Annotated in this window: 13 protein-coding genes; 4 read left to right on the top strand and 9 right to left on the bottom strand. The window is 68.0% G+C overall.

Annotation, left to right across the window (positions count from 1 at the left end):
* Positions 1-2: 2 nt before the first annotated feature.
* The 7 genes from LSI54_RS01415 to LSI54_RS01385 all read right to left on the bottom strand — a co-directional run bounded on the left by LSI54_RS01415 (position 3) and on the right by LSI54_RS01385 (position 7170).
* Positions 3-1784 carry a DEAD/DEAH box helicase gene (locus tag LSI54_RS01415; RefSeq protein WP_241475713.1) on the bottom strand — a complete coding sequence of 594 codons (1782 nt, stop codon included), beginning with the start codon at positions 1782-1784 and terminating at the stop codon, positions 3-5.
* Between the two features lie 11 nt (positions 1785-1795).
* Entirely contained in the window at positions 1796-2029 is a 234-nt protein-coding gene (locus LSI54_RS01410) for a DUF3107 domain-containing protein (protein WP_241463845.1), read from the bottom strand.
* Positions 2030-2136: 107 nt separating this feature from the next.
* Entirely contained in the window at positions 2137-2787 is a 651-nt protein-coding gene (locus LSI54_RS01405; protein ID WP_241470172.1) for a TetR/AcrR family transcriptional regulator, read from the bottom strand.
* A 78-nt stretch (positions 2788-2865) separates the two neighbouring features.
* Positions 2866-3657, bottom strand: coding sequence for a carbohydrate ABC transporter permease (locus tag LSI54_RS01400; RefSeq protein WP_241464426.1), 792 nt, complete (start codon positions 3655-3657; stop codon positions 2866-2868).
* Between the two features lie 98 nt (positions 3658-3755).
* Positions 3756-4877: a carbohydrate ABC transporter permease gene (locus LSI54_RS01395; protein ID WP_241463841.1), complete on the bottom strand. Its 1122-nt coding sequence runs from the start codon at positions 4875-4877 to the stop codon at positions 3756-3758.
* Complete coding sequence (locus LSI54_RS01390; protein ID WP_241470173.1) at positions 4874-6133, bottom strand: sugar ABC transporter substrate-binding protein; 1260 nt, start codon at positions 6131-6133, stop codon at positions 4874-4876. The genes LSI54_RS01395 and LSI54_RS01390 overlap by 4 nt, the downstream gene beginning before the upstream one ends.
* A complete protein-coding gene (locus LSI54_RS01385) occupies positions 6130-7170 on the bottom strand; it encodes a LacI family DNA-binding transcriptional regulator (RefSeq protein WP_241477578.1) in 1041 nt (346 codons plus the stop codon). The genes LSI54_RS01390 and LSI54_RS01385 overlap by 4 nt, the downstream gene beginning before the upstream one ends.
* A 137-nt stretch (positions 7171-7307) precedes the next feature.
* On the opposite strand from LSI54_RS01385, the gene LSI54_RS01380 reads away from it, so the two are divergent.
* Positions 7308-9182, top strand: coding sequence for an MGH1-like glycoside hydrolase domain-containing protein (locus LSI54_RS01380; protein ID WP_241477577.1), 1875 nt, complete (start codon positions 7308-7310; stop codon positions 9180-9182).
* Positions 9183-9256: 74 nt separating this feature from the next.
* On the opposite strand, the gene LSI54_RS01375 is transcribed toward LSI54_RS01380, so the two are convergent.
* Positions 9257-10105, bottom strand: coding sequence for a PHP domain-containing protein (locus LSI54_RS01375; protein WP_241463834.1), 849 nt, complete (start codon positions 10103-10105; stop codon positions 9257-9259).
* A gap of 83 nt (positions 10106-10188) precedes the next feature.
* On the opposite strand from LSI54_RS01375, the gene LSI54_RS01370 reads away from it, so the two are divergent.
* Positions 10189-11781, top strand: a complete 1593-nt coding sequence (locus LSI54_RS01370; RefSeq protein WP_241477576.1) for an aminopeptidase P family protein — start codon at positions 10189-10191, stop codon at positions 11779-11781.
* A gap of 160 nt (positions 11782-11941) precedes the next feature.
* Positions 11942-12217 (top strand): GlsB/YeaQ/YmgE family stress response membrane protein, encoded by a 276-nt coding sequence (locus LSI54_RS01365; protein ID WP_241463831.1) that lies wholly within the window; start codon positions 11942-11944, stop codon positions 12215-12217.
* Positions 12218-12378: 161 nt separating this feature from the next.
* Here LSI54_RS01365 and LSI54_RS01360 read toward each other — a convergent pair whose 3' ends face one another.
* Positions 12379-13317 carry a general stress protein gene (locus LSI54_RS01360; protein WP_241477575.1) on the bottom strand — a complete coding sequence of 313 codons (939 nt, stop codon included), beginning with the start codon at positions 13315-13317 and terminating at the stop codon, positions 12379-12381.
* An 87-nt stretch (positions 13318-13404) separates the two neighbouring features.
* On the opposite strand from LSI54_RS01360, the gene LSI54_RS01355 reads away from it, so the two are divergent.
* Positions 13405-14535 carry an Mrp/NBP35 family ATP-binding protein gene (locus tag LSI54_RS01355; RefSeq protein ID WP_241477574.1) on the top strand — a complete coding sequence of 377 codons (1131 nt, stop codon included), beginning with the start codon at positions 13405-13407 and terminating at the stop codon, positions 14533-14535.
* Positions 14536-14565 lie beyond the last annotated feature (30 nt).

Here is a 14565-nt window from a genome sequence, read left to right as displayed (position 1 = left end):
GTTCAGCTCTCGCTGGAGGTGGTGTCGCCGCCTGAGCCGGAGCCACCACGACGACGCCGCCGACGCCTTGGCTGCGTGGCCGAGTCTGAGCCCTCAGCCGACGCCGCGGACTCAGCTGGCTGACCCTGCTGGGTCTGCGCGGCTGAGCCGGAGTCCTCGCCGCCGCGGGTGCGGCGACGGTTGCGGCTGCGCGGGGCAGCTGCGCCCTCGGCCGCCGGAGCGGAGTCCGTGGAGGAGCCCCGGTTCGAATCTTCCGTGCGGCTGCCACCGCGGCCGGAGTCCCGGCCGCCGGAGCGTCCGCCGCGTGAAGAGTCGCGATCACCGGAACGACCGCCGCGACCGCCGTCACGGTCGCCGGAGCGTCCGCCGCGACCGGCATCGCGGTCACCGCGTCCGCCGCTGGACCTGCGCTTCTCGGGGCCGCCGAGGTCTTCGAGCTCCTCGGCGTCCAGGCCGGCCTTGGAGCGCTTATGCCGCGGCAGGCGCCCCTTGGTGCCCTTGGGGATGTCGAGGTCCTCGTAGAGGTGCGGCGAGGAGGAGTAGGTCTCGATGGGTTCCGGGATGCCCAGGCCGAGGGCCTTGTCGATGAGCTTCCACTTGGGCATGTCCTCCCAGTCCACGAAGGTCACGGCGATGCCGGTCTTGCCGGCGCGGCCGGTGCGGCCCACGCGGTGCAGGTAGGCCTTCTCGTCATCGGGGGCGGTGAGGTTGATGACGTGGGTGATGTCGGTGACGTCGATGCCGCGGGCGGCGACGTCGGTGGCGACCAGCACGTCGATCTTCTCGTTGCGGAAGGCGCGCAGGGCCTGCTCGCGGGCGCCCTGGCCGAGGTCTCCGTGGATGGCGCCGGCGGCGAAGCCGCGGGACTGCAGCTCCGCGGAGAGCCGGTCGGCCTGGCGCTTGGTCCGGGTGAAGACGATGGTGCGGCCGCGGCCCTCAGCCTGGAGCAGACGGGCGATGACCTCGTCCTTGTCCAGGTGGTGCGCGCGGTAGACCAGCTGCCGGATGTCCTTCTTGGTGATGCCCTCATCCAGCGGATCTGCGGCCGAGATGTGGGTGGGCTTGGTCATGTAGCGGCGGGCCATGGCGACCACGGGGCCGGGCATGGTCGCGGAGAAGAGCATGGTCTGGCGACCGATCTCCGGGACGGCCGAGAGCAGGGTCTCCACGTCGGGGAGGAAGCCGAGGTCCAGCATCTCGTCGGCTTCGTCGAGGACCACGATGTTGACGTTCTTCAGCTTCAGGTGGCGCTGCCGGTGCAGGTCGATCAGTCGGCCGGGGGTGCCGACGACGATCTCGACGCCGCGATCCAGCTCTTCGATCTGCGGCTCGTAGGCGCGGCCGCCGTAGATGGTGGCCACGCGGATGCCGCGGCGGGCGGCGGCGACCTTGATGTCGGAGGCCACCTGCACGGCGAGCTCGCGCGTCGGGGCCACGATCAGCGCCTGGGGCGCTCCGGGGGCCGGAAGGTCGTCATAGCCGGCGTCGTCGGGGCTGGTCACGCGCTGGATGGCGGGGATGCCGAAGCCCAGCGTCTTGCCGGTGCCGGTCTTGGCCTGACCGATGATGTCATAGCCGCCCAGCGCGATCGGCAGGGTCTCCGCCTGGATCGGGAACGGGGTGGTGATCCCCTTGGCGGCGAGGGCCTCGACGATCTCGGGGCGCACATTGAAGTCTGCGAAGGTGAGGCTGGAGGCTTCGACGGCCTCGACGAGCTCGGGGTCAACGGCGGAGATGGTGGCGTCAATCTCGGCGGCTGAGGACTCGGTGGTCTGTTCAGTCATGGGTACTTTCATTAGGCGACTGCGGCTGCGAAGCCCACGGTCTGTTTGGTGTCGGAGCCGATCTCCACATAGCCGATGGACGCGACGGGCACGACGATCTTCTTGCCGCGGCGGTCCTCCAGGCTGAGCAGCGGCTGCGCGCCTTCGATGGCGGCGGCCACGGCCTGCTCGATCTCTTCGGGCTTGGCGTCGGTCTCGATGACGATCTCGCGAGAGACGTGCTGAATGCCGATACGTACTTCCATGCCAACTCCTTGAATCTATGGGCTGCGCCCACTTCGAAGAGTTCCGCAGGTGCCCGTATGCGGGCGCGTGCAGAGAAGCGGGCGGGTTTACCTGCCCCCGAGTCTACCTACCTTGTGCTTTCTGTGCTTTCAGACTCTTTCGGGAAGCCGGAGATTCCGCGCCAAGCCAAACGCGCGGTCAGCTCGGCCGAGACCTCGCGGTCCGGGCGCTCGGAGAGTCGGCTCCAGTGCCGGGCCGCGGAGAGGGCCATGCCGATCAGACCGTGACCGAGCATCGTGGCCTCGGCCATCGGCTGGCCGGTGTCATCGGCGATGACCTCGGCGATCGCGCCGGCCATGCCGTCGTGGAAGCGCTCGAGCCGGTCCTCGACCTCTTCGTCGTTGTCCATCCCCGAGGTGAAGACCAGCCGGTAGGCCTCGTCCTTGCGGGAGATGAACTCGTAGAAGGCCCCCATCGTGGCCTGCACCCGGTCCTTGTTGTTCTCAGCCGTCGACAGCGCCTGGGTGAGCTCATGCTCCAGGGCGCCCAGGTGGGTGTCCAGCAGCCCGAGGAACAGCTCGTGCTTGCCGGGGAAGTGCTGATAGAGCACCGGCTTGGAGACCTGGGCGCTCTCGGCGATGTCATCCATCGAAGCCCCGTGATATCCCTTGGCCACGAAGACCTGCAGCGCGCACTCCAGCAGCTGGGTGCGGCGCTGCTCCCGGGGCAGCCGCTTGGCCCGCACGATGCCGGCGGGGTCTCTGATGCTCTGGCTCATGGGGACAGTCTATTCAGGGGTCGCGCAGAGGCCACCGGCGCCCGGGCCGGGACCCGGGGCTTGCATGCCGTGGGGCGCTCAGCCCTTCTCCGCTCCCGCGTTCGCCCCCTGGGTGAAGTAGCGCTGGAACACGATGAACACCAGCGCCGTCGGGATCGTCATCAGCAGCGCCGCCGCCATGGCGACCGGATACTGGTTGCCGGAGCCCAGCCCACCGGTGGTGAAGCCTGCGACGCCGCGCGTCAGCGTGTACAGGTCCGGGTTGTTGGTGGCCACGATGAAATGCCCCAGCTCGTTCCACGATCCCTGGAAGGACAGGATCGTCAGCGTGATCAGCGCCGGCTTGGCCATCGGCAGCACCACCGACCAGAAGGTCCTGAATGTCCCTGCCCCGTCGATGCGGGCCGCCTCCTCCACCGACTCGGGGATGGTCTCGAAGAACTGCTTCATGATGAAGATGCCCGCCGCGTCGATCATCAGCGGCACGATCAGCGCAGGGTAGGTGTTGTAGATCCCGACATAGTTGAGGATCAGGAACTTCGGGATCAGCAGAACGATCCCGGGCACTGCCATGACCGCGAGCAGACCGGTGAACAGCGCGATCCGACCGGTGAACTTCAGCCGGGCCAGCGCGTAGCCCGCGAGGGAGCAGAAGAACACCCGCCCGACCGTGACGCAGAGCGTGACGATCACACTGTTGGTGAACCAGGTCGGATAGTTGGAGCTGAACAGCGTCTCCCACGCTCCGGTGGTGAAGGGGTCGGGAGTCAGCGACAGGGCGTTGCCGGTCGCATCGGGATCGGTCTTGAAAGAGGTGACCAGCTGGATGATGAAGGGGTAGATGTAGAGGAGTGCGAAGAAGAGCAGCATCCCGTAGAACCAGTACTTCTTCACCCGCGAGGGCCGAGACTCCCCCACCGCTGCGAGCTCGGGAGTGACCGGGACGCCGTCGTCTTTGGGGGGTGCGCTCATGAGCTCTGGGCCTTTCGCTGGGTCTCTTCGACGATTACTCGGGTCGGGCGCCGCCGCTGCCGCCGGACGCCGCGGTCGGCCCGCTTCTGCGCGGAGGCGTCCTTGTCCCGCATGAGCCAGCGCTGGGTCGTGGTCAGGATGAAGATGATCGCGAAGAGGATGAACGCGATGGCCGCGCCCTGGCCCCAGTCGCCATTGGTGAAGGCCGCCTGGTAGGACAGATACGCCGGGGTCAGCGTGGTCTTGGCGGGCCCGCCCTGGGTCATGACATACATCTGGTCGAAGACCTGCCAGGTCCCGATGAAGCCGAGCGTCACCACCAGCAGGATGGTCGGGCGCAGATGCGGCACCGTGACGTTCATGAATCGCTGCCACTTGTTGGCGCCGTCGACCATCGCCGCCTCTTCGACCTCGACGGGCAGGTCCTGCAGGCCGGCGAGGAAGAGCAGCATGAAGGTGCCGGCGGTCGTCCAGATGACCTGCATCATGATCGCGCTCAGCGCCACCGACGGCCCCGAGAACCACTCCCAGAAGGAGAGCCCCATCACAGACGGACTCGTCATCCACGACGGCGGACTCGCGATGCTCCACAGGCCGACCGCGTCACCGAAGATATGGATCAGACCGCGAGAATCCTGGAACCAGTTGGGGCCGTTGACACCGAACCAGCCGAGCACGTTGTTGATCGCCCCGCTGCCGGCGAACAGGAACAGGAACAGCAGCGAGATGGCGACCGAGGACACCACCGAGGGGAAGTAGAAGGCGGTGCGGAAGAACGTCCGGCCCCTGAGGAACCTGTTGTTCAGCAGCACCGCGAGGCTCAGCGCCAACATGGTCTGCAGCGGCACGACGCCCAGGACGTAGTAGAAGGTGTTGCGGAAGGAGATCATCAGGTCCTGGCGGGCCAGTCCCGGATCAGCCAGCAGGGCGTTGTAGTTCTCCGTGCCGATGAAGTTCACATCACCGGAGATCGGGCTGCCGCTGCCGCTCCAATCGCTGAGCGAGACCCACAGCGCCATACCGATCGGGGCGACCAGGAACACGCCCAGCACGATGATCGCCGGGCTGACGAAGAGCCACCCCGCGCCCTGTTGGCGCTGTGGGTCTCGAGACTTCACTGCTCCAGCACCGCCGACGCGTTGGAGTCGAAGCTCTCCATCATCTGCTGCAGGTCCGCGCTGCTGATGCCTTCAAGCTGAGAGTTCAGATCTGCCACCACCTGGGTCATGTCGGGGGCGTTGACCGGGCCGCGGCCGTAGTCGCCGCCGGCGATGAACGGTGCGTCCTCGGGGAACGCCGAGGAGTAGTCCTCGGTGGCCGCCTGGCGTGACGGCATCACGCCGAAGGCCTCGGCGAACTCCAGCTGCTGCTCAGGAGTGGAAAGGTGGTTCACCAGCTCGACCGCCTCGGCCTGCGCCTCGGAGTCGGATGCGACGCCCCAGCACTGGCTGAACAGCAGGGTTCCTGGTCCTTCTGAGCCCTCGGGGAGCTCGGCGACGGTGTAGTCGACGTCCGGGTAGTCATTGCTCATGGCGCCGCGGATCCAGTTTCCCTCGATGGTCATCGCCGCGCGCTCGGTGCCGAAGGCTTCGCCGCCCCAGCCGGCGTCGACGTCACCGGCATAGGCGAAGCTGCCCTCGGCCATGTTCTCCTTCACGTACTCCAGACCTGAGAGCACCTCTTCGCTGGCTCCGGTGGGTTCGGTGGCGTCCTCGTTGAGCCACCAACCGCCGTTGCCGACGACGAAGGCGCCGACCCGATCGACGCCGGGAGAGAAGACCAGACCGGTGGTGTCGCCTTCAGTCAGGGTCTCGGCGACCTCGGCGAGCTCCTCGTAGGTGGTGGGGATGTCCTCATCGGTCAGACCGGCGGCCTCCCACATCTCGGTGTTGATCTGCAGCCCCAGGGTGGAGAAGTCCTTGGGCGCGCACCACTGCGTGTCCTCGTAGGTGAACGCCTCCTGCAGGGCCGGGAAGTAGTCCTCGTTGTCCTCGGCCTCATAGGCGTGGAGGTTCCCGTCCGTGGCCTGCTGCGCGACCTGGGCCGCATCGAGGTAGAAGATGTCCGGCGGGTTGCCGCCGGCGAACCCCTGGGCCAGCTCCTGGTTCATGTCCGCGGCGACGCGGACCTCAACCTCGTTGCCGGACTCCTCGGCCCACTCTGCCGCCGCCTCTTCAACGGCTGCGGTCTCCGCTTCACCCGAGGAGGCGATGAGCATCACCAGGTCGGCTGAGCCCTCGGCGGAGGTGGCCTCCTCGGCGTCGCCACCGGTCTCCTGGTCCTCGAAGCCGTCGCCGCCGCACGCGGTGAGGGCGAGGGCGCTGGCAAGCCCGACGGCGAACGGGACGGCGAAGCGGTTCTTCTGGTTCTTCATGGCGTGCCTTTCGTTGATGTGGTGACGGTGCTGGCACCAACAGTGAGGGTCGGGAGGAACAGGGTGCCCTGGGTGGGAGCGGGAGCTCCGGCGAGCTGGTCGTGGACGATCGTGAGCAGGTGTTCGGCGATGTCGTCCAGCGGCTGGACGAGGGAGGTGATGCCGTGCAGATGGGCGGTCGCTGAGCCGTCGAAGCCGGTGATGCCGAGGTCGCGTCCGGGTTTCCACCCTCGGGCCAGGGCCGCCTGCTGCACCCCGAGGGCGAGGACGTCGGAGGCGCAGACCACTGCGTCCCCGATCGCAAGACCATCCAGCAGGACCTCCGCTGCGGTGATCGCCTCGGTCAGCGACTGCGGGGCAGCTGCCTCGGGGCCGAGGACGACGTCGTGGCGCTCGACGCCGTCGAGCCAGCCGAGCCTGCGGTCGTCGCCGACCGCGGAGCCTGCAGGCCAGCCGAGGAAGCCCACGGTGCGAAAGCCGCACTCGGCCAGGTGCGCCACGGCTGTTCTGGTGCCGGCGGAACCGTCGACGTCGGCCCACCACACCCGGGATGAATCGTCATAGATCCGCCCGAAGGAGGCGTACGGGATTCCTGCCTGCTCCAGCCAGTCGGGGCGCGGGTCCGCGGGGTGGGTGTCGGTGAGCACGAATGCGTCGACGAGGCGCCGCCGAACCATGTCCTGGTAGCCGTCGAGCATCGGAAACGCCTCGCGCGAGGCGAAGGGCACCATATGGCACGCGTGGCGCGGGGCTGAGAGGGTCAGCGCGGTGAGGAAGGGCAGGGCCACATCGCTCGGGATGTCCGTGACGGCGTTCAGCTCTGTGCCCACGGCACCTGCCCGTTGGTGCCGCAGCGTGCGAGCCGCGCTCGAGGGGCGGTAGTTCAGCTCATCGACGACCTTCAGCACCCTCGCAAGGGTGTCCGGACTCACCCGCTCGGGGCTGTTGATCGCATTGCTCACGGTCTGGCGAGAGACGGCGGCCGCGCGCGCCACATCAACGATCGTGGCCCGCGCCGGTTGGTGCGAATTCAGCATCAGCTCACCTTGATTCTTGATCTTCACGTCGATGTGGGTAGCATTAGATCGTTCATTTGAACGTTCATAATGTGTCCCAAGTCATAATGGACCGGCGACGTTCGCCTGTCAAGACGATGCAAAGATCTGGAGCTCTCATGTCCGAACAGCAACCTTGGCTGCACGATCTGGAGATCGCCGTGAACGGCCCGGCGACTGCCCTGAGCGCCGGATCCGGCCGGATGGGTGAGGGGGCCACCGGCTGGATCGTCGATGACCGGCGGATCCTGCGCAGCCTGTATGTCTGCCTCTCGGACGAAGACACGGTGCCGATCGCGGCGTCGAGCTCCGGGCCCACCTCTGACTTCTGGGGCGCAGCTCGGCATCTGGGAGACCCGGGAGCCGACCCGACCGTTGATGTGCATCAGTCGACGCAGGTCGGGCTGCATGAGCTGCTCATCGAGATCACGGTCAGCTCTCGAGCATCGAGCCCGGTGAACACCGGACTGCAGGTGTCGGTGGGTTCCGACGGCATCGACCTCTCAGAGGTCAAGGGCGGTCACACCGACGGCGCGGCACCCGAGATCGTCATGGATGAGCAGATCTGGTGGAGCGATGCGCGCCACCGCACCACCCTGCACCAGAGTCCTGCACCTGCCTCGGTGGAGCGACTGGACGCCAGTCGCTTCCGGCAGACCTGGCCGCTGCAGCTCGGCCCGGGTGAGAGCCGCACCGTGAGCCTGCGCTTCGAGGCGATCCGGACCAGCCGCAGCGCCCACGATGCAGACTCCGGGGTGATGGCCTGTGACTGGGATGATCTCGAGGTCACCGGGGACGACGCCTGGCGCGACCTGGTCCGCACCAACCTCACCGATCTGAAGCACCTGCTGCAGAAGGACCCAGAGGCTCCTGAGGACATCTACGCCGCCGCCGGGACCCCCTGGTACCTGACCCTCTTCGGGCGCGACTCGGTCTGGGCGGCCCGCATGATGCTGCCCTACAGCCCCCGGCTCGCGCGCGGCACGCTCCGGACCCTGGCACGTCGGCAGGCTCGATCAGCCGACCCGGTGACGGCCGCCGAGCCCGGCAAGATGCTGCATGAGGTGCGGCGGGAGATCTATGCCCAGGGCGAGATGGAGCTCCCGACGGTCTATTACGGCACCGTCGACGCGACGCCGCTGTGGATCGTGCTGCTGCACGAGTCCTGGCAGGCGGGACTCGACCTCGGTGAGGTCCGCGAGCTGCTGCCGAATCTGCTGGCGGCTCTGGACTGGCAGGCCGGCGCGGTGGACGCGTCACCTGACGGCTTTCTGCGCTACGTCGATCACAGCGGCAAGGGTCTGAGCAACCAGGGTTGGAAGGACTCCGGTGATTCGATGCGCCGGGCCGATGGATCTATCGCTCCGGCGCCCATCGCCCTGCTGGAGGCACAGGCCTACGCGGTGCAGGCCGCCTATGGAGCAGCCGAGCTTCTGGACGCCCTGGGCGAGCCGGGGGCGCAGGGCTGGCGCGCCTGGGGTGAGTCACTGGCGCAGCGCGTGCGCGAGAACTTCTGGGTCGACCACGACGGCGAGCGCTTCCTGGCGATGGGACTCGACGCGGAGGGAGCCCCCATCGATGGTGTGGGGAGCAACATGGGCCACGCGCTGGGCACCGGGCTTCTCACCAAGCAGGAGGAGGACCTGGTCGTCGAGCGGATCACCCGACCGGACATGCTGCGCCGCTTCGGCATCGGGACGCTCTCGGCCGAGAATCCCGCCTATAACCCGACCGGTTACCACACCGGCTCCGTGTGGGTCCACGACACCGCCATCATCCTGCGCGGAATGGCTCAGGGCGGCTACACCCAGCAGGCTGACCAGGTGTTCGACGCTCTGGTGCGGCTCAGTGCGCGCAGTCGGCATCGTTTCCCGGAGCTGATCGCCGGGGAGCCTGTGGGCCAGGAGCCGGTGCCCTACCCGGCCGCGTGCAGGCCGCAGGCGTGGTCGGCGGCCAGCGCCGCGGTGCTCATGCAGCACGCGCAACGGCGCTGAGACCGACGGGGCATGCGGCTGCCGGGCCGCGCTGACGCGACTGCCGCTCCAAAACCGTTGGGACCGCCTGGGTGCTAGGGGCGGATCGGCGCGATCCCGGTCGCGATCTCGCACAGCGCCTCGACCGTCCCCCAGGGGGTGGTGTTCTCCCCGATCAGATTGGCCTTGCCGGTGCCGTGATAGTCCGAGGAACCGGTGACGAGCAGGTCATGGCGCGCGGCCAGCTCGCGGAGCACCTCGCGGCCCGACTCGGCGTTGTCCCGGTGATAGACCTCCACGCCGGCGAGGCCTGCGGCCACCATCTCCTCGAGCTGCTCGGCGCTGACCGTGCGGCCGCGCGCCGAGGCCATGCCGTGGGCCAGGACCGGGACTCCCCCGGCCGCGCGCACCAGTCGGATCGCGGTCACCGGGTGCATGTTCTCCTGGCTGACGTAATAGGGGGACGCTGAGTGCAGCAGGTGATCGAAGGCCTCCTGCCGATCGGCCACGGCGCCGATCCCGACCAGGGCGTCGGCCAGGTGCGGCCGCCCGACGGTGGCGCCGGCACTGACATGCTGCTCCACCGTCTCCCAGGTCAGCGGGAAATCCACCGAAAGCCGGTCGGCGATCCGTCGAGCACGGTGCAGCCGGCCATCGCGGGCCTTCTCCACGGCAGTGGAGAGTCCCGGGTGCAGCGGGTCGTGGAGGTAGCTGAGCAGATGGACGCTGATCCCGTTCTCGGTCAGCGTGGTGATCTCCATGCCCGGCAGCAGGGTGATCCGGTGCTCGCGCGCAGCCGCGATCGCCTCGTCCCAGCCGGAGGTGGTGTCGTGATCGGTCAGCGCGAGCCCCTGCAGTCCGGCGGCCGCCGCCGCGGCGATCACCGCGGCAGGAGATTCGGTGCCGTCGGAGACATGTGAATGGGTGTGCAGGTCCACGCTCATGCGCTCCAGCCTACCGGCCAGCACCCGTGACGCCGGGCTCGGCGGGCCCACCCGAGAAGGGGTGCCCACCTAGACTGGATCTCATGACCAGTTCAGAGAAGCACGAAGAGTTCGACGTCGTCTCCCCCGCCTCCGCAGCGGGCTTCACCCCCGGGCAGGCGCAGGATCTCGGAGACCGGGTGAACAACCGCTCACAGCGGCCCACCTCCGAGGCTTTCAAGGATTTCATGGCCTCCAGCTGGGCGCCGGCCGAGCCGGTGCAGCACGAGCGTGATGAGGTCGCCACCCACGCCGCCGCACGGCGCAGCGCGGTCTCCGCCCAGTTCCCGAATGAGCGCCTCGTGATCCCCGCGGGCCCACACAAGGTGCGCTCCAATGACACCGACTACCGGTTCCGACCACATTCGGCCTTCGCCCACCTCTCGGGCCTCGGCGTGGACCACGAACCAGGTGCGGTGCTGGTCTTTGAACCTGTGGACGAGGGCACCGGCGATCACGGCTCCCGCCATGAGGTGACGCTCTACTTCAAGCCGATGGCCGGTCGAGACACCCAGGAGTTCTACGCCGACGCACGGCACGGCGAGTTCTGGATCGGTCCCCGGCCCGGATTGGAGGAGTTCTCCCAGCGGCTCGGGCTGCGCACCGCCGACTCCGGCGCCCTGGAGGTGGCCGTGACCAAGGACGCCGGGCCGGTGGAGTTCGGCGGCACTAGGATCCGGCTTCTGCGGGAGGTCGATCTGGACGTGGACGCCCTGGTGGACACCTCACGGATCAACACCACCGTGGACCTGGAGACCTCTGACGCCTACGACGGCGAGCTCGCCGAGGCGCTCTCCGAGCTGCGACTGGTCAAGGACGCCTGGGAGATCGCGCAGATGCGGGTCTCGGTGGAGGCCACGATCGCAGGCTTCCACGACGTCGTCGCCGCCCTGCCTCGTGCGGCCGACCATGCGCGCGGTGAGCGGATCGTGGAGGGAGCGTTCTTCGCCCGCGCTCGCCTGGAGGGCAACGATCTCGGTTACGACACGATCGCTGCCGCCGGAAACAACGCCACCGTGCTGCACTGGATCCGCAACCATGGTGCGGTGCGCCGTGGGGACCTGCTGCTGCTCGATGCCGGGGTGGAAGCGGACTCGCTCTACACCGCTGACATCACCCGCACGCTTCCGGTCACCGGTGAGTTCTCACCCACCCAGCGGAAGATCTATGACGCGGTCCTGGCCGCTGCCGATGCCGCCTTCGCGGTGGTCCGCCCCGGGATCAGGTTCCGTGACATCCACACCGCAGCGGTGCGCGTCCTCGCCGAACACCTCGACGACTGGGGGCTGCTGCCGGTCAGCCTGGAGGAGGCCCTGGACGAGTCGGGTCAGCATCACCGCAGGTGGATGCCGCACGGCACCAGCCACCACCTCGGCCTGGACGTCCATGACTGCGCGCAGGCCAAGCGTGAGCTCTACCTCGACGGAGTGCTGGAACCAGGAATGGTCTTCACCATCGAGCCCGGGCTCTACTTCAAGAATGAGGATCTGGCCGCGCCTGCGGAGTTCCGTGGAATCGGAATTCGGATCGAAGATGATGTGCTGGTCACCGAGGACGGCGCGGAGAGTCTCTCGGCATCACTGCCGCGCACGGCGCAGGAGATTGAAAGCTGGATGCGGGGCATCTGGAATTCGTGAAGACCGCGTTCCTGACGCATGAATAACTGTGATACAGAGGCTATAGAACTGTGATGTAGACGATCTCTGTCAGGCACAAATGAACGCAGAGTCCTGCGTTCCAGGGTTTACTCTGGAATAAGTCGAACCTGACAGGTTCAGAATCCATAGGAGGAACATCATGGGAATTATTGCTTGGCTCGTACTGGGCCTCATCGCCGGCGCCATCGCTCGGGCCATCCTGCCCGGCAGCCAGCCCGGCGGCTGGATCGCCGCACTCATCACGGGTGTGCTCGGCGCAATGCTCGGTGGCTTCATCGCCTCCGCCGTCTTCGACGTGAACGTCAATGACTCGTTCTTCGATCTGCCCACATGGCTCTTCGCCATCGGTGGCGGCATCCTCGTCGCCTTCATCTGGCAGGCCATCACCGGTCGCCGCGGTCGCAAGACCGTCTGAACCACTTCAGCGCGGGACGCGGTTCTTGACTGAACCGACACCGCACTGTCTTGGAGGCAGCTACAGAAGCGCCCCGCACGTCCGAGCTCCACTGGAGCGTCGGATGGACGGGGCGCTTCTGTGTGTCCCGGAGAGTTCCTGGGCGGACTGAGGCGCTGAGCTCAGCTGCGCGGCGAGTCCTCCGGGCGGGTCCGGGGCGTGTCTGTCCCAGCCTGTTCAGGTGTGTGGGGCGGCACGGGGGCATCAGTCTTCTCCGCGGAGTCTGCTGACTGCGGCTCAGCTGAGCCCGTGGGCTCCTCGGCAGGTTCTTCGGTCGCGGGCATGCGCACGCCGTAGCGGGGGCGGCCATCGGGAAGGTCGTTGTACCCGGCGACCGGCTGCTGGGGAGCCGATTCGGCCGCCGTCGTCGCCTGGCCTGGACCCTCCTGGCCTGAACCCGGTGCGTTCTGCCCTGGCTCGGGCTCTCCGGGCACCTGCCGCGCTGATCCCTGCTGCGCGAAGGCCTGCTGCGCCGGCGCCGGCGCCGGCCGGGCCGACGTGGAGGCCGACGGAGCAGGAGCCAGCCGCGCTGAGGACTGTGAGGTCGGATCGTTGTAGGCGTTGAGGCTCATCACCCCGGCCCCGGGGACCAGCTGCCGGGCCCGGTGGGCGGCAGAGAACTCGCAGACCACGTCGAAGGTGGTCGCCACCAGCTGGGAGGAGGAGGCATACTCGCGCTTGCCCTTGCGCATGGCGAAGCCGATGACCCCGATGATCATCCAGATCGCCGTGCCCAGCACCACCGCGAACGCCAGGTTGTAGATGCTGGCCTCCGGGCTGAACAGGTAGATCAGGAGTCCGATGAAGGCGCCGAACATCGCGCCCTGCGCGGCTCCCCCGAGCGCGACGCGCGGGTAGGTGAGCCGGGTGCGGATATGCTCCACCGAACGCAGGTCGTTGCCCACGATCGTCAGCGCCTTCACATCGAAGTCCTCGGCAGCGGTGAGATGATCCACGACCTTCTGCGCATCCTCGTAGGAGCGGTAGCGTCCCAGCAGCTCCCCACGAGGCAGCCCCCCGTTGTTCATTCCGCCTGCATTGGTCCCAGCATTCATCGACATTCCCCCATCATCTCAGGTCGGCCCCTGCGGCGGAGCCCTGAGGAGACCGGCGACGCCAGGGCCAGCCCTGGCTCGTAGACTGAGGCGGTGTCTGATCCCGCCATCACCGAACGCATCCGCCAGCGCCTCAACGAGGTCATTGATCCGGAGCTGCGCCTTCCCATCACCCAGCTGGGCATGGTGGGTGAGATCAGCGTCGACGACGCCGGCGCCGCCCAGGTGGGGGTCAAGCTGACCATCGCGGCCTGCCCGATGCGCAGCCGGATCGTCGAAGACGTCACCGCCGCCGCCGTGCGCGCCGAGGGGGTCTCCACGGCCTCGGTCCAGCTGGGCGTGATGACTCCCGAGGAGCGCGCCGCCCTGAAGGACCATCTTCGCGGCGGTGAGACCGGGAAGGTCAATCGCTTCGCGCAGCCCGAGAACCTGGCCCGGGTCTACGCCGTCGCCTCCGGCAAGGGCGGGGTGGGCAAATCCTCGGTCACGGTGAACCTGGCCTGCGCGATGGCCGCGCAGGGACTCAAGGTCGGCATCGTCGACGCGGACATCCATGGGTTCAGCGTCCCGGGCCTGATGGGCATCACCGACAAGCCCACCCGGTTGGATGAGATGATCCTGCCGCCGGTGGCCCATGGGGTGAAGACCATCTCGATCGGGATGTTCGTCGAGGGCAATCAGGCGGTGGCCTGGCGCGGCCCGATGCTGCACCGGGCGGTGGAGCAGTTCCTCACCGACGTGCACTTCGGCGATCTCGACGTGCTGCTGCTGGACCTGCCCCCGGGCACCGGCGACATCGCGATCTCGGTGGCGCAGCTGCTTCCCGGCTCCGAGCTGCTGGTGGTCACCACCCCCCAGGCCGCGGCGTCGAGCGTGGCCGAACGTGCCGGCGCGCTGAGCTCGCAGACCAAGCAGCGGGTGGCCGGGGTGATCGAGAACATGGGGCCGATGACCCTGCCCGACGGGTCCAGCTTCGAGCTCTTCGGCTCCGGCGGAGGTCAGCTGGTGGCCGACCGGCTCAGCGAATCCTTGGAGAGCACGGTTCCGCTGCTGGGCTCGGTCCCGCTGGACATGAATCTGCGCGAGGCCGGCGACGACGGCGAGCCGGTGGTGCTCTCGGCCCCTGACTCACCGGCCGGAGCCGCACTGCGCGCGATCGCCGCCCGGCTGGCAGTGCAGCCGCGCGGGATGAGCGGCCGCAAGCTGCCCGTCAGTCCCGCCTGATGCCTCCGCACGCGTCACCTGGGCTTAGGT

The sequence above is a fragment of the Nesterenkonia sp. AY15 genome (assembly GCF_022565855.1).
GTDB lineage: Bacteria > Actinomycetota > Actinomycetes > Actinomycetales > Micrococcaceae > Nesterenkonia.
This window is presented reverse-complemented; position numbering and strand designations above follow the sequence as displayed.

Coding starts and splice junctions, on each gene's coding strand:
- LSI54_RS01415 (WP_241475713.1), bottom strand. CDS start 1,784: ATGACTGAACAGACCACCGAGTCCTCAGCCGCCGAGATTGACGCCACC.
- LSI54_RS01410 (WP_241463845.1), bottom strand. CDS start 2,029: ATGGAAGTACGTATCGGCATTCAGCACGTCTCTCGCGAGATCGTCATC.
- LSI54_RS01405 (WP_241470172.1), bottom strand. CDS start 2,787: ATGAGCCAGAGCATCAGAGACCCCGCCGGCATCGTGCGGGCCAAGCGG.
- LSI54_RS01400 (WP_241464426.1), bottom strand. CDS start 3,657: ATGCTGCTCTTCTTCGCACTCCTCTACATCTACCCCTTCATCATCCAG.
- LSI54_RS01390 (WP_241470173.1), bottom strand. CDS start 6,133: ATGAAGAACCAGAAGAACCGCTTCGCCGTCCCGTTCGCCGTCGGGCTT.
- LSI54_RS01385 (WP_241477578.1), bottom strand. CDS start 7,170: ATGCTGAATTCGCACCAACCGGCGCGGGCCACGATCGTTGATGTGGCG.
- LSI54_RS01380 (WP_241477577.1), top strand. CDS start 7,308: ATGTCCGAACAGCAACCTTGGCTGCACGATCTGGAGATCGCCGTGAAC.
- LSI54_RS01375 (WP_241463834.1), bottom strand. CDS start 10,105: ATGAGCGTGGACCTGCACACCCATTCACATGTCTCCGACGGCACCGAA.
- LSI54_RS01370 (WP_241477576.1), top strand. CDS start 10,189: ATGACCAGTTCAGAGAAGCACGAAGAGTTCGACGTCGTCTCCCCCGCC.
- LSI54_RS01365 (WP_241463831.1), top strand. CDS start 11,942: ATGGGAATTATTGCTTGGCTCGTACTGGGCCTCATCGCCGGCGCCATC.
- LSI54_RS01360 (WP_241477575.1), bottom strand. CDS start 13,317: ATGTCGATGAATGCTGGGACCAATGCAGGCGGAATGAACAACGGGGGG.